We start from the raw sequence: 22,693 nt of genomic DNA, 5'->3' as shown, positions 1-22,693 counted from the left end.
GTGTTCACATGGTGTCGGTTGCCGCTGCTGACTCTGACTTTGCATCAGCCCTGTGAGGAACAGAAGTTACAACACGGCGACAAAGCGTTGGGTCACAAAGCTTTGGCGAGCAGACTCTGCTGTTCGTTGCGCAACCGTTCGACGACGGCACCAACCGTTGCCAGGGCAGTCACATCACCAGCCTGGATAGCCTGGAGAGCCGTTTCGAGATACGTTGCCATGGCCCCCATCGTTGCTGCGGTCGCGGCGATGCGAGCATCGAGGAGCGCCGCGTGAACCGCGAGCGAGACATGACATGTCACAAGTTCGAGGAGATTAAGGTGGGTCGGACTAAAGAGGCGACTCTGCGAAGTTGTCACCGTCAGCACACCAACGGCGTGACTCCCCCAGAGTAACGGAACGGCCATCGCACAACGGGTCGGAGTATCAGTCTGCTGCATAGGCAGACTGAGCCAGCGACGGTCAGTATCAGTCTCATCAATAATGATCGGCAAGCGATCGCGGAGCACCATAGCAACGAGCCCCTGCTCACTCACCTGAACCGCACGTTCGGTTGTCGTCAGGGTACCATCACTCAACACCAGGATCGGTTCATCGCCCGTTTCATCAGGTAACAACAAAAGGGAAGCACGATCGCCACTGACCATGACAGGGATCTGGGAGACAATAAGGATTGCCAACTCAAGGGGAGTGGCCGCACCACGAACGACCTGACGACCAAAATCGAGCAAGCGATCAAGCGTGTCACTATAAGCCCGCGCTTCAAGCGAGTGCGATGCGATCTGGCTTTGCAATGAATGGTGTTCAAGCGCAGCGCCAATCATCTTGCCGAGCGTGGCAAGTAAGGCCCGATCATCCTCATCAAACGGATGCGAACGATAGACTTCAATCGCACCAACAACCTGTCTTCCGATCTGAATCGAACCACATATTTTGTTGCTATCGTTACAGTGGAGGGGAGCCAATCCAGCGGGGATATGGATCACAACTTCTTCTGCATGCATCCAATCGCATGCGAGATCGCGGAGTCTGGGCAAAGGATCAGCATCACGGGCTGCGGCGAGGAAAAGACCATAGCCTTCGAGAGCTTGATGCAGACGGATCGTACGACTCTTGCGCTTTGACATAGGCTTGGTAGTAGGAACCGTCTGCACATACACCTCACTGGGGCTTCATTGCCATAGCAAAACGTAGAAGATATGCGTCAAGTGATTTATAACGATAAGTGTACCGCAAAAAGGCCTTGTTGTCTGCTCTTTTTTATCATTCTAGTACGATTATGACAGATTTGTAATCCATAAAAAAGCGTGAGGGTGCGTACGTAGAAACGGCCAGCTTTGCTGGCCGTTTCTACGTACGCACCCTCACGCATCACGCACCCATCGGTTCCGTCGAGCGTGTCGTCTCGATCGTGAGCACATCGCCGCGATGGAAAACGAGTTGACCATGTTCAAGGTCAACCTCAATCGCGTCACCTTCCTTGAAGATGCCACGCAACAACTCACGCGAGATCGGTGTCTCAACGAGGCGCTGAATCGTCCGGCGCAACGGACGAGCACCATAGACTGGATTAAAGCCCTCGACGACCAGAAACTCCTTGGCATCACTCGTGAGGCTCAGCGCAATCTTCTGTTCACGGAGACGCTCAACGAGTTCGGCAATCTGGAGATCAACGATACAGGTCAGATCCTCCATCGTCAACGGATGGAAGAGAATCGTGTCATCGATACGATTGAGGAACTCGGGCCGGAAGGTCTGGCGCATCGCATCAAAAACCTTCTTGCGAGCCTCGTTCAGATCAACGGTTTTCGACGAACGACTTCCTGCCGAAAATCCGATACTAGCGCCCTGCAGATGCTCGGTGCCGGCATTGCTGGTCATGATGATGACGGTATTGCGGAAATCAACCGTACGTCCCTGCCCATCGGTAAGGCGACCATCATCAAGCACCTGGAGCAAAGCATTGAAGACATCGGGGTGCGCCTTCTCGATCTCATCAAAGAGCACCACCTGATACGGACGCCGCCTGATACTCTCGGTCAACTGCCCACCCTCATCATAGCCAACATAACCAGGAGGGGCCCCGATCAGCCGACTAACCGTGTGGCGCTCCTGGAACTCACTCATATCAACACGAGTCAGGGCATCATCGCTATCAAACAGAAACTCAGCGAGTGCCTTGGCAAGCTCAGTCTTGCCGACGCCAGTAGGTCCAACGAAAATAAAGCTGCCGATAGGGCGACGATGATCACGCAGGCCACTCCGGGCACGACGGATCGCATCAGAGAGGGCAACAATTGCTTCGTGCTGACCAATCACCCGCTCGTGGAGGCGTTCCTCCATATGGACAAGCTTTTCGCGTTCAGTTTCGAGCATCCGACTGACAGGCACCCCTGTCCAACTCGAAACAATCTGAGCCACATCCTCATCATCAACAACTTCATCAAGGTTTGCCGACTTGAGCCAGGCTTCGCGCTCTTGATCAAACTCGTTCTGCAAGGCGAGGAATTGCGCACGCAGCAACGCAGCCTTTTCATACTCACGCCGTGCGCCAGACTCCTCCTCTTCGTGTTGCAAACGGTGCAACTCAGCTTCTTTCTCCTTGAGCGGAGTCGGCATCGCAAAGATATCAATGCGCAACTTGGCACTGGCTTCATCAATCAAATCAATCGCCTTATCGGGCAAAAAGCGATCATTGATATAGCGACTAGAGAGATGAACGGCCGCATTGAGCGCATCATCGCTAATCGTCAACTGATGATGATCTTCATAGCGTTTACGCAAACCCCGCAGCATCAACAGCGTCGTTTCGAGATCCGGTTCTTCGACAAAAACGGGACTGAAGCGGCGCTCGAGGGCGGCTTCTTTTTCGATATGCTTGCGATACTCATCAATCGTCGTCGCCCCGACAACCTGGATCTCACCGCGGCTCAGGGCTGGCTTGAGCATATTGCTGGCATCAATGCTACCGGCGGCGGCACCGGCACCAACAACGGTATGCAATTCATCAATAAAGAGCAGCACTTTGCCCTGCGCACTCCGCACCTCTTCCATCACCGCCTTGAGACGCTCTTCGAACTCACCACGGAACTTCGAGCCAGCCACCATCCCGGCGAGATCGAGCGCGAGCAGCTTGCGATCACGCAGGGTTGGTGGAACATCACCACTGACAAGGCGTTGCGCCAAACCTTCGGCAATGGCCGTCTTGCCAACCCCGGTTTCGCCGACGAGTACAGGATTATTCTTGGTGCGCCGCGAAAGAATGCGGATCACGCGGATAATCTCTGACTCGCGGCCAATGACCGGATCGAGTTTGCCTTCGCGCGCCATCTGGGTAAGGTCGGTACTGTACTTCTCCAGCACCTCATAGCGACTCTCGGCGGTAGGATCATCGGAACGCTGGGAACCTCGGATCTCCATCAGCGCCTGATAGACCCGTTCCTGATCGATATTGAAACTATTAAGAATGCGCGCCGACGCACCTTCACGTTCACCACTGAGCGCAATCAGCAAATGATCAATGCCGACATACTTATCACCAAGGCGAGCGGCCTCTTCTTCGGCACGCTTCACCAGGCGCTGGGTTCGCGGGGTAACATAGACACGATTATCAAAACCATATTGACCATAAACTTTGGGGGATTTCTCAAGTTCACGCTCAACACGCTGCGAAATGACCTCAGGTTCCACCTGCAAACGCACCATGGTACGTTGAGCAAGACCATCCTTCTGGCGCAACATCGCCAGGAAAACGTGTTCGACATCTAGCTGAGTATGGTGCTGCTCTTGCATAATTTCCTGAGCAGTCTGAAATGCATCTTGCGCCTTTTCGGTGAAGCGCTCTAATCGCATAGGATTTTCCTCATCTATCTTCTTTTAGGAGCGGACATTTCTATTGTAGCACAGAGGCTCTTGGATTGGAGGGTTGGGGGGCTGCGGTTCTCAGGAATCTCCACGACACGGTTGCCCAGGCCAGCCTAACGAGCCTGGGCAACCAGCGGAGCAAACCCTAGACAACGAGCATCTCCTGGTAGACGCCGAAGGTCTCGCGGAGCACATCGCACATCTCGCCGACGGTGCAGTAGGCACGCACACAGTTGAGGATGGCCGGCATAGTATTGTCGGTGCCTTCAGCAGCAGCCCGTAGCTCGGCAAGGCGTTGGGCAACCAGCGCCTGATCACGCTCACGGCGCACGCGATTGAGGCGTTCAAGGTGCTTGCGCTCGCCTTCGGGATCCATTTCGAGGATCGGCACCTCGATCGGCGCTTTGACGGTATGCGCATTGACGGCGATCACCTCACGCTCACCATCGTCAATCTCTTGCTGATAGCGGTAAGCCGCATCGGCAATTGCCTGCTGGAAATAGCCATTGCGAATAGCGGCAATCACGCCACCCTGATCATAGATCGCCTTGAAATACTCATTTGTCTCGCGTTCCATCCGGTCGGTCAGCGCCTCAACAAAATAGCTTCCCCCGAGCGGATCAACCGTATTGGTCACGCCGCTCTCGGCGGCAATGACCTGCTGGGTACGCAAGGCAATCGTCACGGCCTTCTCGCTGGGCAACGCCAGGGCTTCATCCATTGAATTCGTGTGGAGACTCTGGGTACCACCGAGGACAGCCGCGAGGGCCTGGACCGCCGTGCGAACGATATTGACCTCGGGTTGCTGCGCCGTCAACGAGCAACCGGCAGTCTGCGTATGGAAACGGAGCCACCAGGAACGTTCTTTTTTGGCCCCATAGGTCTCACGCATCAACCGAGCCCAGATCCGGCGGGCGGCGCGATACTTGGCGATCTCTTCAAAAAAGTCATTATGCGCATTAAAGAAGAACGAGATCCGGGGCGCAAAATCATCAATATCGAGCCCACGCTCAAGGCAGGCCTCGACATAAGCCCGTCCATCAGCCAGCGTAAAAGCAAGTTCTTGCACCGACGTACTGCCGGCCTCACGGATGTGATACCCACTCACACTGACCGGATTCCACTGCGGCACATACGTACTCCCGAACTCAATCGTATCCACCACCAGCCGCATACTGGGTTCAGGCGGAAAGATATACTCATTCTGAGCGATATACTCCTTGAGGATATCATTCTGGGTCGTCCCACGGAGACTCGACCAGGGAATGCCGCGCTGCTCGGCCACGACAAGATACATTGCCCAGATCATTGCGGCAGGTGAATTGATCGTCATCGACGTTGAGACCTGATCAAGGGGCAAGCCATCCAGCAGGAGTTCCATATCGGCGAGTGACGAGATCGCCACCCCACACTTACCAAACTCACCCTCTACTAGCGGATGATCGGTATCGCGGCCATAGAGGGTCGGCATATCAAACGCGATCGACAACCCGGTCTGGCCCTGGCTGAGCAGATACTTGAAACGAGCATTCGTCTCTTCGGCGGTACCAAAGCCAGCGAACATGCGCATCGTCCAGATCTTACCGCGATACCCTGTGGGATGCACCCCACGGGTATAAGGATACTCACCGGGATGGGCAAGATCACGCAGATAGTCATTATCCTGCAGATCGAGTGGCGTATAGAGGCGCTCGATGGGCGCACTACTCGTCGTCATAAACCGCACATCCCGCTCGGGCGTACGTTCGAGCGTCGGCCAGAGCGTCTCTTGTTCCCAGCGCGCCTGTGCTGCCTGCACTGCTTCTTTTTCCTCAACCATGCGTTGATCCTCCAGACTATAGCCAGGCCAAGATGCTTTTTCTTATTGTAACACGTCCAATCGACAGGCGGCTGAGTCGCGCATCTTTTTTGCGAGCCAGGCGGTACAAAGAGCATGAAACAGTGGCTCAACCAGATCTATCAACATCTTTTCGCCCTCTTTTTCCCCGATCATTGTGCTGTGTGCAGAGAGAGGGGCAACTTACTGTGTGGCAACTGTCGAGCGACGTTGCAGGCATACCCAACGATGGCGGTACCAACCGATCTCGTGAGCATCCAGGTCGGCTGGATCTACGACGAAACCGCACGGCGGGCAATTCACTGCCTGAAATACCGAGGCCGACGGCGGATGGGTGGCGTGCTGGCCGAGGCCTTAGCGACCACACTCACCCCACCCGAAGCTGACGCCCTGATCCCGGTTCCCCTGCACCCAGAGCGCCTGAGCGAGCGTGGCTTCAACCAGGCCGAAGAACTCGCAAACAGTCTCGGCCTATGCTGGGGCATACCAGTCTGCAACCGGGGGCTCGAACGCGAACGTGACACAGGGCATCAGGCCCGTCTGAATCGCGAAGCACGTCAGGGCAATGTCGCCGGAGCCTTCTTCTGGCATGGCCCGGGTCGACCACCGGCCCGCGTCATCCTGATTGATGATGTTGTCACCACCGGGGCCACCCTCTCGGCATGCGCCGAAGCATTGCTGGCCGCCGGCGCAGAGCAGGTTCATGCGATTGCGCTAGCACGTTCGCTCGTACGTGGATCGAGTGGATCGGCAGTACGACGGCATTTTGCCCAGCGACGGCATACGCAAGCATGATCATACCTGAACGAACCATAGCGTCCTGGTTGCACGATACCGTATAATTGAGCTAACGGCACATGGAAGCCGGGACGTAGCCCCACTTCCCCTATGACGTGACTCACCACAATGGTGTGGCACGAGACTGGAACCATGCCATGCTCACACAATCTTTCACTTCCGCCTCCACTTCAGCAAGCGATCCAGTGACTCAGGTCTCGGTCGTTATCTGTACACGGAACCGGGCATCGGATTTACTCCGTGCAACCGAGTCAGTTCTAGCCAGCACCCACACCAACTTTGAACTCCTGGTCATTGATCAGAGTGACAGTGATGCCTCGGAACAGATCATGCAGCACCTGAGTAACGACTTGCGCCTGCGCTATGTCCGCACCGCAGGGGTAGGGGTTGGTCTGGCGCGCAACATTGGCATTAATGCAGCGCGAGCCGAGTATCTCGTGATGACCGATGACGACTGTGTCGTCTCGCCCACCTGGGTCAGCGACATGATGCAGGCACTTGAGGCCCATCCCAAGGCCGCCATGGTCTTTTGTGATGTTGTCGCTGCCCCCCACGATAGCGAGCTTGGCTGGATTACCATCAGCCTTGCCGACCGTAATCGCACGATCAACAGCATTCGTGATTGGTGCGCGGCAGGAGGCGGCAATACCGGGATCGGAGCCGGCGTCGCAATGCGACGTTCGATGATGCTTGCGATCGGCGGCATTGATGAACACCTCGGATCAGGCTCGATGTTTCGAAGTGCGTGGGAGACCGATGCAGCGCTGCGCTCACTCCTGCGTGGCTTCACCATCTATCGCACAAAGGATATCTCAGTTGAGCATTACGGCTTTCGGAGTCATGCCGATGGGCGCACCCTGATGAAGCGCTACATCTTTGGTATGGCAGCGATCTATGCCAAGCTGTTGAAATGTGGGCACCCCGCGATGCTGCTCGTCTGCGGATGCGAGCTGTGGCGCGTCATCATCGGTCCAACCCTGAGTTCACTCAGGCGCTTCCAACGGCCACCAGTCTTCAATCGCGCCATCGCCTTTGCACAGGGCTGGCTCAAAGGGTTGAAGACCCCGGTTGATCGTAAAACCTGCACCTTTCGCCCACAATAGATTGATAAAATCCGAAAATTCGTTCTTGACGCAACCCCCTCCCTCTGCTATACTTTAGCACAGAAGAGCGCAAAAGCCAAACACGACCGTTATGGTGCCGTGTCAATTCCTGGAGGAGGGTCTACGATGGCTGTCCAGAGTCGTGAACTACGCCCTGAGCGGCGCTGGCCGCTTAGCATGCCCAGCGGATATGCGGGCAATCTTGCCTATCTGATTACAGGCATTCTCGTTCTGCTTGCAAGTTATGTCTTGCTGAGCAGCATCGTCAGCCGGGTACGCATTGCCATAGACGACGTCCAATATGGTCGTCCACGCACCTATCATCTGACAGCTCATGTTGGACGACCCGAGGAGACCGGGGCACCCACCCACCTGATCGCCCTGAATCTTGATCGGCAAGTGATGATTATCGAGATTCCTGGTGGGGACGTCAACCAGGTACGCACCATGCCCGGGCCATACCTGTTTGGAGCAGGCGAAGACCTGACCCCAGTCACCATGCGCCTGGCAGATATCAATGGTGATGGTGCCAATGATTTGATTGTACGGATCAAGAATGAAGAGATGGTCTATGTCAACCGTGAACAAAGCTTCATGCTGCTCACCGCTGAAGAGCGGCAACACCTGCTCCAGCAACAGGGAGGCCGTTAGCACTCAGACATGAATCATCCAGGGATAAGCAAAGCAGGCAACCTGCGGGCCAGGCGCAGGTTGCCTTTTATCCGCAACGTGCGGCGCAACCAATGCTGCCACGGCGAAGCCTGACCTAGCACGAGCCGGCAAAAGAGATCCGCACTCGCGATCTCCAGCGTAACATCGGTCGTACGTGCGACCCCAATTTTACCCATACCACCTTCTGCACTGATACGGACGAACCAACTTCCACCACCCTGACCAACAATATTGAGCCCAATCGTGGCATACAGCTCGCCCCCCTGATTGATCCGGTAACTGAGCCCTATCAGATGGATCAAACGCGTCAACTGACGACGCATCATGCCAGGTGAAAAATAGAGCCAGGTTGGGCGTGAGCGGGCCAGCGCCAGATGCAATCCGTATAGTACTCCCGCGTTCGCCAGCACAGCCCCAGCAAGCTCGGCTACAGTCGGAACTGACGTCATCCATGGAACAGCTTGCGTACGCCCTAATTCTTCAGGGCCAAGTTGACCAACAATACGTGCGATCTCGCTGAAGGCTGTCTCAAGTGAAGCGATCAGTTCGGCTTCGGTAGCCTCAGCCCGCGCCTCGATCTGTTGGCGGGCAAATGTTGGCAATTCATCAAGGTGGTTGAGGCCTGGGATAATCAACGGAGCACCGCCAAGCGTCGCGAGGATCGCCAGATGATACGTTTGCGTCATCGCCTCGACATATGCCAGGGCTTCACGACGTGTCCAACCCTCTGCGTTTCGTCCCAAACGCCGCAGCCAATCCTCGTCACGGGTACGCTCGAAGGTTCCACGATAAATATCACGTAACTCGAGCAGATCAGCAGCGAGTGTCACTGAGGTAAAGGCACCGCTCCGATCTTCCAGGCGGGCCATGGCAGCCGCTGCTTCAATTTGCTCGGGGGTAAGTTCTGGCTCTGATGACTCTGGTGTTGCGGCTGGTTCAAGTGTATGAGGGGGAGAAGGAATGCTTTGTTCTGGCTTGCGCATAGGTTCTATCGTGTTTCGTCTGTCTCTACAGATTGTATACTATAACCTGGGTAGTATAACACTGTAGGAAGACTCTATGTCAGAAGAACTCTGCTTGATGACGGCAACTGAACTCGCGACGCATATGCGAGCACGACGTCTGAGTTGCACTGAGGTCATGAAAGCGCACATCGAGCGCATTGATCGGCTGAATGCTCAGGTCAATGCGCTTGTGACATGTATCCCTGAACGTGCGTTAACCATTGCTCGCTCGTATGATGAAGCCCTCGCTCACGGGACAGCCCCCTCGTCCCAAGAGGCACCATTGTACGGCCTACCTGTGGCGCACAAGGATCTGACAGAAACACGAGGGCTACGCACAACCTACGGTTCCCCCATCTTTGCCGATTATGTCCCGGTTTTTGATGCCTTGATTGTTGAACGCCTGAAGCGGGCCGGTGCGATTACGGTTGGCAAAACGAATACCCCCGAGTTTGGGGCTGGTTCCCAGACGTTCAATGCCGTCTTTGGCGCCACACGCAACCCCTATGATCTGGATAAAACATGTGGCGGGAGCAGTGGGGGTTCTGCCGTCGCCTTAGCTTGCAGAATGTTACCCCTGGCCGATGGCTCAGATATGGGCGGGAGTCTGCGCAATCCAGCGAGTTTTTGCAATATTGTTGGGTTTCGCACAACCCCAGGACGAGTCCCCGTGTGGCCTGACCTAGCTCCATATATGCCACTGTCGGTGGTTGGGCCGATGGCGCGCACCGTCAGCGATGCCGCCCTGATGCTCTCGGCGATCGCAGGGCCAGATCCACGGGCACCGCTGTCGCTCGATGAACCCGGCGCATCCTTCCGCGAACCGCTGGCAAGCGATCTCCACGGTCTGCGCATCGCATGGGCACCGGATCTCGGTGGGTTGCCAGTGGATCACGAGGTCGCCACGGTCTTTGCGGCCCAACGTTCGATCTTCGAAAGCCTTGGATGTTTTGTTGAAGATGCGCATCCTGACCTGAGCGATGCCGATGAGATCTTTGTGACCCTACGCGCTTTGCACTTTGAATTGAGCCTGGGCAACTTGCTTGAAGAGCATCGTGCCCAGATGAAAGACACGGTGATCTGGAATATCGAGGCTGGTCAGCAGTTGCGAGGGCCAGCGATCGGTCAGGCGATGCGCAAGCATAGTCAACTGCTCGCCCATATGCGGGCTTTCTTCAACCGCTATGATGCGATGGTCTTGCCGGTGAGCCAGGTTCCGCCATTTCCGATCGAACAACCCTATGTGACTGAGATCAATGGGGTGCCAATGCAAAACTATATCGAGTGGATGCGCTCGTGCTACTGGATCAGCGTGACCGGGCAACCCGCCCTGGCCGTACCCGGTGGCTTTACTTCCACCGGCTTGCCTGTAGGCCTGCAAATTGTTGGGCGTCCCCGCGATGAACGCCTCGTGCTCCAACTCGGGTATGCGTTCGAGCAGGCAACTGGCTACTATCGTCACCAACCAGCCATGATCTAACCCCGTTACGGGTATTGGCTTGCGCCGCTCCTCATCACCGTGTAGGATGCCCAGCAACGTACATCCAGCATGGTCAACGGGAATTGGCCTAACTAGGCGGGAAATTTCGTTGACAGACCAATAACTAGGATAGCACACACATGATGCGCGAGGAAGAAGCAATACGTCAGTCAGATGGTATGCCTGTTACGGTTGCCACGCTCTGTGACGATCTGCGTAGACTCGGCCTGCAAGCAGGTATGACCGTGCTGGTGCATGCGAGTTTGAGTCGCTTGGGGTGGGTCTGTGGGGGGCCGGTTGCGGTGATCCTGGCCCTCGAAGAGGTTCTGGGAAGCGGTGGCACCCTGGTGATGCCAACCCATAGCGCCGATCTTTCCGATCCTGCGGCCTGGGTCGCTCCACCCGTCCCCGAACCCTGGTGGCCTGTGATCCGTGACCATATGCCCGCCTATGATCCGGCGCTCACTCCTTCACGCCGGATGGGGACGATCGCCGAAACCTTTCGTCGTCAACCGGGAGTCGTACGGAGTCAGCATCCTCAGGTCTCATTTGCTGCATGGGGTCGCCACGCCGAGTGGATTGTGGCCGATCATACGTATCACGTCAATCTCGGCGAAGGCTCACCACTAGCTCGCTTGTATGATCGCGCTGGTTTTGTGCTGCTGCTCGGTGTCGGCCACGCTAACAATACGTCGCTCCACCTGGCCGAGTACCGCGCCAATTTTCCGCAAAAACAAACGATTATGACGGGAGCACCGGTGATGCTGGATGGGCAACGGCAATGGGTGACATGGACTGATCTTGATTGGAATGACCACGATTTTGCCCAGATCGGGGCTGATTTTGCCGAGGCTACTGGCCTCGAACAACGCGGTACCGTGGGCGTAGGGACGGGTATCCTGGTGCCACAACGTCCCCTCGTTGATTATGCGATAGCCTGGATGGAACGGTTGCGGATTGACGAGAGAGACGGTTTTAACGCAGAGGCGGGGAGGGGGAAATAGATATGGAAGAAGGAGGAGTCAATGACGTTCAAAACGACTGATCTTTCCGACGCCAATCCCGAGGTGCAGGTCGGTGAACCAATGTGGCGCCATTTTGGTGGGGTAACCATCTTTAGTGGGCCAATCGAAACCCTGCAGGTCTTTGAAGATAATGCGCTTGTGCGTACGATCCTCGAAGAACCCGGTGAAGGCCATGTGCTCGTTGTTGATGGCGGCGGGTCGCTACGTTGTGCGTTGCTCGGTGACCAGTTAGCGGCCCTGGGAGTAAAAAATGGATGGGCCGGTGTGGTGATTCACGGTTGTGTCCGTGATACCGAAGACCTTGCACATATGCCCCTGGGGATCCTGGCCCTCGCTCCGCATCCACGGCGCAGTATCAAACGAGGTCAGGGAATACGCGGCGGAACGCTGCACCTCGCCGGTCTTACCCTCAAGCCAGGTGCGCATCTCTATGCTGATGCCGATGGGGTGATTGTCAGCGATCATACGTTATGACACATCAGCTGCGTGCCTGAACAAGACGTACCGCACTCACGATGGCATCAATCGTGAGATGTCCATAGATGGGAAAGGCGACAACAAGAATTTCACGGTTATCCTCGATCCGGCTGGCAAGAACCTCGCCTTCCCCATAAGGATTGCAGAGCACCTGGTCACCTGGGAGAAAACGCGGTTCAATCGGGTCGAACCTCGACGAAGATGGCAGAGATGGTGTCGTTGGATTCTGCTTCTGGGCTTCCTGCTGCTGACGCATACGCCGTAGCCGTTCCACCATCGCGGCAGCGTCAGGCATAACGGGTGGTGGTTCTTGTGGTGGCGCAGGCGGTTCTTGTGGTGGCACAGGTCGCGCAGGTGGGCTCGCTGGAGGATTAGCTTTGGAAGGCTCTCCAGCCTGCGTACGTGGACGCGAAGATTGATCGGCACGGCGACTACGTGGCATGCTCGGAGCCGTGCCTTCTTCTTCTGGCGTAGCCGCATTCGCATCTGACTTTGGCTGTTTACGTGCAGACGAAGACGTCCGAGCTTTTCCTGACGAACGTGTCCGGGGCGGCGGTGGAGACTCACGTTCCTGATCCGGTTTGTCAGCAGGTGTTCCCGGCGCGATGGGCAGCGACGCTTCGCTACCCGGCCCACTTACGCCACCCGGCGGGCCAGGCAACTCCTGGCGCACCGACGCAGGCGGCTCGCCTGACGCCATTCCACCCGGCGGGCCAGGCAACTCCTGGCGCACCGACACAGGCGGCTCGTCTGGCGCCATTCCACCCGGCGGGCCAGGCAACTCCTGGCGCACCGACGCAGGCGGCTCGCCTGACGCCATTCCACCCGGCGGGCCAGGCAACTCCTGGCGCACCGACACAGGCGGCTCGTCTGGCGCCATTCCACCCGGCGGGCCAGGCAACTCCTGGCGCACCGACGCAGGCGGCTCGTCTGACGCCATTCCACCCGGCGGGCCAGGCAACTCCTGGCGCACCGGCGCAGGCGGCTCACCTGACACCCCACGCACCGACGCCACGCCACCCAACGGGCCGGGCAATCCCTCTCGCACTGGCGCAGGCGGGTCACCTGACGCCCCACGCACCGACGCCTCCCCACCCGGCGGGGGCGGGGGTGACACTACAGCACGCCGCACATCGGTCGGAGGGATCGCTGTTGGACGATTCGGCGAACGGGCAGGGGACGAAGACTGGGGAGGTAGCGGTGGCACCGACTGAGGGCGCACGACCGAACGTGGCTGGGGCGGCGCAACTGTCTGCCCACCGGCAAGCAGGGCAAGTAACCAATCCTTATCGGCACGAGCCACCGGCTCGAAGAGCGGATCAAGGCCGCGCTGATTCACAATATCATAGGCAAGTGGCAAGAGCGTTTCAAGCGCCTGATAGAGCCAGTAGGCGACCCCATTGCCACCTGCTTCGGTATCAACAAAATAGAGCCTGCGGGCTTCTTCATCATACGCAGGCACAAGATCGTAGATCGAGGCAAGGGTAGCAAGCGGCAGCGCCATCACGAGCGACCAACCCATCACCTGGCCCTCGGCAATGATCCCGTTTACCAGATCAATCCAGAGCGCCGGGGCGGTCCACTTCCCCATAATTGGCTCGGCCAACGGCACCTGCGTAATCGCATTGCTGGCATTGACTTCGCGCAGGGCATAGATCTCCTCATCAACGGTTACCCGCCCCCAGGCGACGTCGAGGCCACGGATCACACGCTGTTCACGGCGCTCGCGCACATGCACACTACACCGGCGCAGCGGCATCGTACGGCGCGCCTCATAGGCCGTACTCAACGTCAGCACAAGGTTTACGTCATCGCGCTCGAGCACACGATAGCCACGGCCAAAGGGAGGCAAGACCGCATTGACCGCACCCCAGCGATCAAACAGCGTCATCGTGACCGAACCGAGATCCGCACCCTGTGGGCTCACAAGACGGGCGACTTCACCCTCAACGCTCTGCACAGTGAAAGCAGCATAGGGATCTTGCGGCCCAGCAGCAGGTTGCCACATCTGGGCCGATCCTGGCAAGATACGGAGCCGACCCTGCTGTTGCAAATGCTGCACAATAGGCATTGACTGCCACTCTTCCACCACTTCAGCGACTTGCAACGGCTGCTCGCTAGCGGCACACAGCAGATGCTGGGCCTCGATATAGCTATTGCCAGGGGCAACAATCCAGGCAGGAGGTTGACCATCGAGCAAAGGAAACTGATCCTGCATTGCCATACGTACGAGCATATGCTCCGCAGGATCATCACCTAGCATCAAGACAATCAACCGTGTGCGATCCAGCGCTGCACGGAGTGATGCAGCAACACCACTCAGACTAGGAAAGATCTGCACATCGGCAGGTACTGCATACAAGCCGAGACTCACCGCTGGTTCATCCTGACCGACAACCGACTGCACAAGCGCCAATTCAAACGGAGGGCAGGTCACATGAAGCGAGGTTGCAGTACGAGCGAGACCAAGGGTAAGCGCCACGAGATCGCGCATCCGCTCGGCACCCGTGCGCCAGACTGCGAGCGTCACCTCTGGTGAGAGGGTATCGTGGGCGGAAATAACACGCCAGGCGACCCTACTCATCGTAGCGAGCGCCTCTTCTCCCCCGGTAACAGGAGCCATCGTTGCCATATACTGGAGGCTGGCACCTGCGGGGCTCAAGCGGCGCACGCGGAGCAACAGAGCCTCAAGGTGGGCGGCAGCAACACCGGTATAGGCATGAGCGCTGAGTAAAACCACCGTGCGTAACCGCGACCAGAAGGCCATCCAGGCGCGATCATGGTGACGCAAGAGGCGCTGATGCAGCATTGCAGGCGTCGCCACGATCACCTGAGCCGCCATCGCGTTGCGCACACCGGCTCCGGCGGCGATACCCACACGCAACGGCTCGGGTAACGCTGCGGTCAACCGGACGAGATCGGCAGCATAATGGGTTGCGCTTAGATCATCGGGAACCAGCACCAGCGCAGTCGAAGGGGAAGTGTCACGCACATACTCCGTCAGCAGCAGCGAGAGCGTTTGCTCGGCAGAAGCGCCGCCCATAAGAGCCAACGGTTCACCACGACGCAAAGACGCGAGCGCCAGCGCCTGATGCTGATGAAACGGTTCACCAACAACACGGATCCAGGCCTGTTCCAGATGCTGGTGAATCGGCAAGTGGGAAATGCGCACCCCTGCACGTTTCGCAAAGGTTTGCACGGCAAGCAACGGAGATTCGTTGCGCGTGCGTTGGCGGGCAATCTGTTGCAGGGCGGTAACAAGATCGCCCCCACCATGTCGACCACCTGATTGCGAATTGCTATCCATGCATCTACACTATGCCTATAGATCCCCTTTTTGTATTGTAGCACAGAGCAGCAACGTAGGGGCAAAACACCCACCGCGGGTGTGTCGCGAGACTGCACGGCGCTCGCGGACGGGTACTGCGCCCCTACGGACGATCCGACCCAAACCAGCGTTGCTCAAGGGTCGTCAAAACACCTTCCCGGCGGAGGTCAGCGAGGATGCGGTTGATATCGGCTTCAAGCTGAAACGCCGAACGCGGCATCGCCAGCACCAGTGGCTCAAAGCTCAATGCTTCGGCAATGCGAAGCTCAGGATGCGCGTGGATCGCCGCAAGCGCCGTCATATGATCAACCATCACGGCCTCAAGATGGCCTGCCTGCAACGCTGCGACCACATCGGCTGGCTCATCATACGTCGAAACAAGGTGCATCGGCATCCCATCACGCACCATCCGTCGAGCGAGTGCATCAGCATCGCTCCCCAGCGCAACCCCCACCGTGCGCCCAACAAGATCGCGTCGATTGCTCACTGGCACCGCCTCGGGGACAAGGAGCATCTGACCAGCGTCAAAATAGAAGGCGGAAAAGCGTGCGCGAAAACCCTGCTCAGGGGCATAGACGAGCGCCGAAGCAATCAGATCGGCGCGACCACTCGTCAGCGTATCATAGAGGCCATCAAAGCCCGTCGGCACAAACTCGGTGGCAAGCCCCATCCGCGCAGCAACGATCTCGACCAGTTCAATATCGTAGCCGACCAGACGCTCGCCCTGCTGATCGGCAAAGGGTAACACCCCGATATCTACGGCAATGCGGAGCGTCCCACGTTCACGGGCAGCCGCCATGACAGGGTCAAGCGCAACCGACGCCGTTCCCTGCAGGCCCCCAGCAACAAGCCAGACGAGCCCGCCATACCCACACAACACCGCCAGGGCCAAGAGATCAACCATCCAATGACGAACAACGCCCGATCGCATCATCGCATCCTCATCACCTGGCCTCTGGTTAGAAGCCTCAGGCAAAGCTCACCGGCCCCCCTCAGGAGTCATTCACCAGAGGCGGGGCTGCAAATCATTGTCATCAGGCGACGAAAGCGTCTTTTCGGGGAACGGCAAACCGAGGTGTTCAAACGCACGACGGGTCGCAATACGGCCACGGGGCGTGCGCTGGAGGAACCCAAGCTGAAGCAAAAAAGGCTCGTAGACATCCTCAATGGCATCGACCTCTTCGGCAAGAGCAGCGGCGAGCGTCGAGAGGCCGACGGGACCACCGTTAAAGAGTTCAATAATCGCCCGCAGCAAGCGGCGATCATTTTCATCAAGGCCAAGATCATCGACTTCAAGCTGAGCAAGGGCCGCTCGCGCAACCTCGAGATCGATCTGCCCCTCGGCGACAACCTGGGCATAGTCGCGCAAACGGCGCAACAGACGATTGGCAATACGGGGCGTACCACGTGCCCGACGGCCCACTTCCAGCGCCGCCTCAGCCGTGATCGGAACCTCAAGAATGCGCGCCGAACGAACGACGATCTCGCACATCGCCGTATCGGTATAAAACTCAAGGCGATGGGGCGCAACAAAACGATCGCGGAGCGGCGAAGTCAGCAAGGCGAGTCGCGTTGTGGCCCCAATCACGGTGAAACGAGGCAACTTGAGGCGCAAACTACGCGCACTCGGCCCTTTACCGACGATCAGATCGAGGGCAAAATCCTCCATCGCCGGATACAGTACCTCTTCAACAACCCGATTGAGGCGGTGGACCTCATCAATGAAGAGGATATCATTTTTCTGGAGATTGGTGAGCAACGCAGCGAGATCACCAGCCCGTTCAATCGCAGGGCCACTCGTCACCTTGATCTTGACGCCCATCTCGTGCGCAATCACATTCGAGAGCGACGTCTTGCCAAGGCCAGGAGGCCCATAAAAGAGGGTGTGATCCAGGGGCTCGCCACGCGCACGCGCCGCCATAATCGCAATACGCAGTTGCGCAACAACCCTCTCCTGACCAATAAATTCGGCCAGACTGCGCGGGCGCAGACTCTTTTCAACCTGCGGATCGTCCCCATCAGACCTGGGGCTAACGAGTCGATCTTGCTGCTCCATCCGAACCTCGCTGCGATCTGCTATTGACGACTATCATCGCCAGGAGAGTCATAGCATACCACAATCTCTACCGCCAGCGGGGGCATCATACCAATGCCGCTTGAAGGCACCGCAGCACAAGAAGATAGGGCAAGCAAGCTACTGCGAAGCACCAAACGAATTGGCACTCGCAACTACCTGCTTACCCCCTCTTGTTATTTCCCAACAAAGCTATGCTTTAACGCGAGCATCAAGATCAGCGAATGCCCGAAAAATATCACTCTCGGTTAAAATACCAACAATGGTATGCTCAGCATCAGTTACGGGCAAACTCCCAAAGTGATGATTGGCCATCAACAAAGCAGCCTCGGCCAGCGGTGTCTCGGGATGGACAACAACAACGTCGCGTGACATCACTTCTGAGACTTCCATTCCGGCGTGCAGATGACGTGATGCCGCAAGCAGCAGGTCACGCTCGGCCAGGATGCCTACCAGACGACCGGTCGGGTCGACAACGGGCAAATGGCGAAGGTGATGGTACTGCATAATGCCAAGCGCTGACAATGCGCTCGACTCGGGCTCAATCGTAACGGGATGGGCACTCATACGATCGCGGACCAGCATGGTCTCGTTCCTTTCTGGCAGCGGGCACAACGCTACAGATATCACCATCCGAACAGAATCAAACGCGAAGTCTCCGCCTCTTGTTTGCATATCTACATGATTACGCTAGGTCTACTGCATATCGTAGACTGGTATCGGCCATTTCGGTGATAAGAAGCATTAAGGTAGTGTTATCATTAAGCAACTTTCCAAGCAAAGAAGAGAACAGCACAGCCTATGAATGAGCAACAAGAGTATGACGCTGATGCCACGACCCGCTTTGCAGCCATATTTTATCATAGCCCAATTGGCATTGTCATGACCCGCCTTCAGGATAGCGTGATTGTCGAAGTAAATGCTGCCTGGATGAAACTCGTTGGGTATACCCGCGAAGAGGCGCTTGGGCGCACTGCCCTGGCACTCGGTCTCTGGGAAAACCCGCACGATCGCCAGCGCCTCCTAGATCACCTCGATGCACAGGGAAGAATTGATGGTTTTGAGGCAGTGCTATGCCAAAAAGGGGGTGGACGATGTCATACCCTGATCTCTGGCGAGTACCTGGTCTTGAAGCATGAGCGCTTCCTGATTTTACAGCTTGTTGATATCACCGCACGGAAGCATTCGGAACTCTCCTTACGTGAGAGTGAAGAACGTTATCGCCTGCTCTTCGAGACAATGGTGCAAGGAGTTGTCTACCTCCACCCCGATGGCTACATTATTGACGCGAATCCAGCCGCACAGCGCATCCTTGGTCTGACCCTCGACCAACTACGCGGAAGAACCCCACGTGATCTGCGCTGGAAGGCAATCTACGAAAATGGTGCGCCCTTTCCGGGCGAGGTTCACCCGGTGAGCATTGCCTTACGTACCGGCCAACCCGTCTACAATATCGTGATGGGGGTCTGTAATCCTTTCATCGAACAAACAACCTGGATCAGGATCAATGCCATCCCACTCTTCAAACCGGGGATGAGCATACCATATCAGGTGTATGCAACCTTTGAGGATATTACCGAACGCAAAGTGGCCGAGTTCGCGCTACGCGCAAGCGAGGAAGAGCTGCGCAATCTGAATCAAAACCTCGAAGCACTGGTACGCAAGCGAACCGCCGAGGTGCAAGATCTCTATGATCGCGCCTCGAATGGCTACCATTCCCTTGATGCCGAGGGCAACATTCTGATAGTCAATCAGACGGAACTGACCTGGCTCGGCTATACCCATGAAGAACTGATTGGGCAGCATGTGAGCAAAATCATTGCCCCACACAGCGTGCCTACCTTCCAACAGGCGTTTCCGATCTTCAAGGCCCAGGGCTGGATCAAAGATCTCGAATTCGATTTGCTCCGTAAAGATGGAACCACGTTTCCCGTGCTTATGAGTGCCATTGCGATTCCAGATGAGGCCGGTAATTTTGTGATGAGCCGGACAACGATTTTCGATAATACTGATCGCAAAAAGGCCGAGCAGGCTCAGTTGCTCGCCAACGCCGAAATGGCGCGCGCCCTGCGTACCAAAGATGAGTTTCTCGCCACGATGAGTCACGAATTGCGCACGCCGTTGAACGCCATCCTGGCCCTGAGCGAGAGCATGCTCGAAGGGCTACGAGGCGAGCTCAATGACCGCCAGCAAGAGGCGATCCATCATATTGAAGTCAGTGGCAAGCATCTGCTCACGTTGATCAATGATATCCTCGATCTCTCGAAGGTTGAGGCCGGACGACTCGATTTGCAGATCAGCCCTTTCCCAGTCATCGAATTGTGCCAGGCGAGCCTGCAGTTTGTCAAAGAGACGGCCCGCAAGAAGCAACTGACGTTGCACATTGAGGTACGTGAAGAGGACGGCAAGCTTCAACTGGCCGCTGACCCCAAGCGCCTCAAACAGATTCTCGTCAACCTGCTCTCGAATGCGGTGAAATTCACGCCCAGCGGTGGCATGGTTACCCTCGAAGCGGGTATCTCCGCTGACCAGACCGGCTTTTATTTTGCCGTACGCGATACCGGTATAGGCATCCAGCCTGAAGATATGGAACGGCTCTTCCAACCATTTACCCAACTCGATAGCGGACTGAGGCGGCAACACGATGGCACTGGCCTCGGGCTCACCCTGGTGCGCCGTCTGGCGGAATTGCACGGCGGCACCGTCACGGTTGAGAGTGTGTTTGGTCAGGGTAGTTGTTTTACCGTTCTACTGCCGTATCAACCCTGAACACCTACTTCATGACACTGAGCACACTGGCAAAATCGTCGGTCCAGAGCGGAGTCTGCGGCGGGGCAATCGCAAGCCGCCAGCGCGGATCATCACGCAGGTGACCAAGGTCAGCCTCGGAGTCTGCCAGCACGGCCCAACTCGACGGCCAGTGTCCTGATGCATACTGTTCGGGCGTCACCGTCAGATCGTGGCGGATCATGGCGATCATCCCTGCATCGTCAGCAAGCTTGGCCAGTATTGGTTCGAGATCAAAAAAGCGATTGGAGATATGAAAAGCCAGCAAGCCATCGTCGGCAAGCCGGTCACGGTAGAGTTGCAGGGCTTCACGGGTGATCAAATGGATCGGAATCGCATCAGATGAATAGGCATCAAGCACCAGGAGATCATAGATGCGGTCGGTTTGCTGGAGAGAGAGCCGCGCATCACCAGGTACAATCAGAGCATCGGGCAAACATGTGCTAAGAAAGGTGAACAGACCGGTGTCACGGGCAATGGCAATCACTTCCGGATCGATCTCGTAAAAAGTCCAGGACTGCCCGGGCCGCGCATAACAGGCCATCGAGGCGGTTCCCATACCTACCCCGCCAACCCGCAGATCAGACCGATCCTGCCGTTCCGCAAAAATCTGCCCAAGCGGGCCACTCGTTGTATAGTAGCTCAATGGCTCAGCCTGACGTAATGGATCGAGACTCTGCACCCCATGTTTGGTATTGCCATGCACCAGCACATGGTAGTCCCCCCCTGGATCTAACAGCACCCGATGAACCCCAAAGAAGGTACGCTGTGCATAGATCTGGTCGCCGTTGCCAGGATTGAAGAGCGTACCGGCTACAAGCAGAGCAAGCAACCCAAGTCCAAAGCGGAGGGGACGCCGTGAGAAACTGAAACCAATCAACGCGGGAATACCAAGCATTACCATCAACCCGGTTGAACCAACGATGCCAAACCGCTGACCAGCGATGATCAAGACGGACGTAAGCAGACCAAGACCAAGCGGCATCGCGACATCGTTGAGACGTTGCTGGCGCGGAATCATCGACGTAGTAGCCTCATCCGTCATCACGGGCAACAACAGGGCCGCCAGGATCAGCGCCAGCGGGTATTCCAGAATCGTCACAAAAATCGTCGGCGCGATGAGCGCATTGAAGATGCCACCAAGCGCCCCACCAACCGACATCAGGAGATAAAATTCTGTCAGGTAACGCGGGACAGGACGATCTGCAGCCAATTCACCATGACAGACCATGGCAACCACAAAAAAGACCCCGAGGTGCAGCGCCAGCAAGAGCCAAAATGGACGGGATACTTGGGCAACGATCGTAATCAAGAGAACCAGTACAAGCATCGGCATCGCCCGCACCATCAGCCAGTGCGGAAGAGGTGGGCGAGCGGCAAACACCAGCGTAAAGGTCAAGAGATAGAGCGCTAACGGCCAGACCCAGAGCAACGGAATCGCCGCGAGATCGGTCGTCACATAGGTCGTCAGACTCAAAAGCAGACTCGAAGGCACAGTTGCAAGCAAGACCCAGCGTCCACGTTGCCGCCAGGTGGGCGCCTGTTCAACCGGGGGCGTGGCAAGATCACTCGATGAGGGCGCAACAACAGGTAACCGCCAGAGCACCAGAGCACAGGCGAGGGCGAGCAATACGAGCAGGCCATACCCAATCGACCAGAGCAAACTCTGTTGATCGAGGCGTACATATGGCTCAAGCAGTACGGGGTAACTGAGCAAGGCCAGCATACTGCCGAGGTTGCTGGCAGCATAGAGCGTATAAGGACTGCCCACCCGCGGGCCAGCGGCGGCAAACCAGGCCTGCAAGAGGGGGCTGCTCGTCGACACAACAAAATAGGGCAAGCCGACAGCAGCCGTCAGCAGCGCCAGCACCCAAAAGGCCGGATTTGCCTCGGTAGGCGGCAACCAGCCCGCAGGAACGGCAATCGGCAGCGTCAGCAGGGGCAACAACATTACCACCAGATGCACCATTGCCTGGCGGCGTGCCCCGAGCCAACGGATCGTCACATGCGCATAGGCATAGCCAACGAGCAACATGCTCTGATAAAAGACCATCGCGGTATTCCAGACAGCTGGAGTACCGCCGAGCAGCGGCAAAATCATCCGGGCGAACATCGGCTGAAGCAGAAACAGCAGCAGCGCGCTAACAAAAATCGTAATAGTATAGACCACGCGCATCGAGGCTACTCCTCGCTGAAACGGACGTATGCTGGTGCCCTAACAGTCAGGCTGCATGGGGCCTCAGC

At 56.9% G+C, this 22,693-nt stretch carries 16 protein-coding genes; 7 read left to right on the top strand and 9 right to left on the bottom strand.

Annotated elements, in window-relative coordinates; all coding sequences use genetic code 11:
• Nucleotides 1-92: 92 nt before the first annotated feature.
• The 3 genes from EYB53_RS04050 to EYB53_RS04040 form a co-directional block, all read right to left on the bottom strand.
• Entirely contained in the window at nucleotides 93-1,127 is a 1,035-nt protein-coding gene (locus EYB53_RS04050) for a GAF domain-containing protein (protein WP_135476925.1), read from the bottom strand.
• A gap of 244 nt (nucleotides 1,128-1,371) precedes the next feature.
• Nucleotides 1,372-3,852, bottom strand: a complete 2,481-nt coding sequence (locus EYB53_RS04045) for an ATP-dependent Clp protease ATP-binding subunit (RefSeq protein ID WP_135476924.1) — start codon at nucleotides 3,850-3,852, stop codon at nucleotides 1,372-1,374.
• Nucleotides 3,853-4,009: 157 nt separating this feature from the next.
• Entirely contained in the window at nucleotides 4,010-5,683 is a 1,674-nt protein-coding gene (locus EYB53_RS04040) for a methylmalonyl-CoA mutase family protein (RefSeq protein ID WP_135476923.1), read from the bottom strand.
• Nucleotides 5,684-5,929: 246 nt separating this feature from the next.
• Between EYB53_RS04040 and EYB53_RS04035 the strand changes: the two genes are divergently transcribed.
• The 3 genes from EYB53_RS04035 to EYB53_RS04025 all read left to right on the top strand — a co-directional run bounded on the left by EYB53_RS04035 (nucleotide 5,930) and on the right by EYB53_RS04025 (nucleotide 8,253).
• On the top strand, nucleotides 5,930-6,496 hold the full coding sequence (locus EYB53_RS04035; protein ID WP_254150871.1) for a ComF family protein: 567 nt from the start codon (nucleotides 5,930-5,932) through the stop codon (nucleotides 6,494-6,496).
• Nucleotides 6,497-6,636: 140 nt separating this feature from the next.
• The gene (locus tag EYB53_RS04030) at nucleotides 6,637-7,602 is read left to right on the top strand and encodes a glycosyltransferase family 2 protein (RefSeq protein ID WP_135476921.1); all 966 of its coding nucleotides are present in this window, start codon (nucleotides 6,637-6,639) and stop codon (nucleotides 7,600-7,602) included.
• A gap of 126 nt (nucleotides 7,603-7,728) precedes the next feature.
• Nucleotides 7,729-8,253 carry a hypothetical protein gene (locus EYB53_RS04025; RefSeq protein ID WP_135476920.1) on the top strand — a complete coding sequence of 175 codons (525 nt, stop codon included), beginning with the start codon at nucleotides 7,729-7,731 and terminating at the stop codon, nucleotides 8,251-8,253.
• A 14-nt stretch (nucleotides 8,254-8,267) separates the two neighbouring features.
• On the opposite strand, the gene EYB53_RS04020 is transcribed toward EYB53_RS04025, so the two are convergent.
• Entirely contained in the window at nucleotides 8,268-9,257 is a 990-nt protein-coding gene (locus EYB53_RS04020; RefSeq protein ID WP_135476919.1) for an SCP2 sterol-binding domain-containing protein, read from the bottom strand.
• Nucleotides 9,258-9,333: 76 nt separating this feature from the next.
• Between EYB53_RS04020 and EYB53_RS04015 the strand changes: the two genes are divergently transcribed.
• The 3 genes from EYB53_RS04015 (at nucleotide 9,334) to rraA (ending at nucleotide 12,257) form a co-directional block, all read left to right on the top strand.
• The gene (locus tag EYB53_RS04015) at nucleotides 9,334-10,758 is read left to right on the top strand and encodes an amidase (RefSeq protein WP_135476918.1); all 1,425 of its coding nucleotides are present in this window, start codon (nucleotides 9,334-9,336) and stop codon (nucleotides 10,756-10,758) included.
• Nucleotides 10,759-10,898: 140 nt separating this feature from the next.
• Nucleotides 10,899-11,762, top strand: coding sequence for an AAC(3) family N-acetyltransferase (locus tag EYB53_RS04010; protein WP_205712572.1), 864 nt, complete (start codon nucleotides 10,899-10,901; stop codon nucleotides 11,760-11,762).
• 21 nt (nucleotides 11,763-11,783) lie between these two features.
• Nucleotides 11,784-12,257 (top strand): ribonuclease E activity regulator RraA, encoded by a 474-nt coding sequence (rraA, locus tag EYB53_RS04005; RefSeq protein ID WP_135476917.1) that lies wholly within the window; start codon nucleotides 11,784-11,786, stop codon nucleotides 12,255-12,257.
• A 4-nt stretch (nucleotides 12,258-12,261) separates the two neighbouring features.
• Here rraA and EYB53_RS04000 read toward each other — a convergent pair whose 3' ends face one another.
• The 4 genes from EYB53_RS04000 to EYB53_RS03985 form a co-directional block, all read right to left on the bottom strand.
• Nucleotides 12,262-15,567: a hypothetical protein gene (locus EYB53_RS04000; RefSeq protein ID WP_135476916.1), complete on the bottom strand. Its 3,306-nt coding sequence runs from the start codon at nucleotides 15,565-15,567 to the stop codon at nucleotides 12,262-12,264.
• Between the two features lie 124 nt (nucleotides 15,568-15,691).
• A complete protein-coding gene (locus EYB53_RS03995) occupies nucleotides 15,692-16,522 on the bottom strand; it encodes an ABC transporter substrate-binding protein (RefSeq protein WP_254150870.1) in 831 nt (276 codons plus the stop codon).
• A 69-nt stretch (nucleotides 16,523-16,591) separates the two neighbouring features.
• Entirely contained in the window at nucleotides 16,592-17,644 is a 1,053-nt protein-coding gene (ruvB, locus tag EYB53_RS03990; protein ID WP_135476915.1) for a Holliday junction branch migration DNA helicase RuvB, read from the bottom strand.
• Nucleotides 17,645-17,854: 210 nt separating this feature from the next.
• Entirely contained in the window at nucleotides 17,855-18,247 is a 393-nt protein-coding gene (locus EYB53_RS03985; protein ID WP_167857243.1) for a CBS domain-containing protein, read from the bottom strand.
• Nucleotides 18,248-18,463: 216 nt separating this feature from the next.
• On the opposite strand from EYB53_RS03985, the gene EYB53_RS03980 reads away from it, so the two are divergent.
• Nucleotides 18,464-20,431: a sensor histidine kinase gene (locus EYB53_RS03980; RefSeq protein ID WP_135476913.1), complete on the top strand. Its 1,968-nt coding sequence runs from the start codon at nucleotides 18,464-18,466 to the stop codon at nucleotides 20,429-20,431.
• Nucleotides 20,432-20,435: 4 nt separating this feature from the next.
• On the opposite strand, the gene EYB53_RS03975 is transcribed toward EYB53_RS03980, so the two are convergent.
• Nucleotides 20,436-22,625 (bottom strand): fused MFS/spermidine synthase, encoded by a 2,190-nt coding sequence (locus EYB53_RS03975; protein ID WP_135476912.1) that lies wholly within the window; start codon nucleotides 22,623-22,625, stop codon nucleotides 20,436-20,438.
• Nucleotides 22,626-22,693: the final 68 nt, after the last annotated feature.

This window comes from Candidatus Chloroploca mongolica (genome assembly GCF_004762035.2).
Classification (GTDB): Bacteria; Chloroflexota; Chloroflexia; order Chloroflexales; family Chloroflexaceae; genus Chloroploca; species Chloroploca mongolica.
This window is presented reverse-complemented; position numbering and strand designations above follow the sequence as displayed.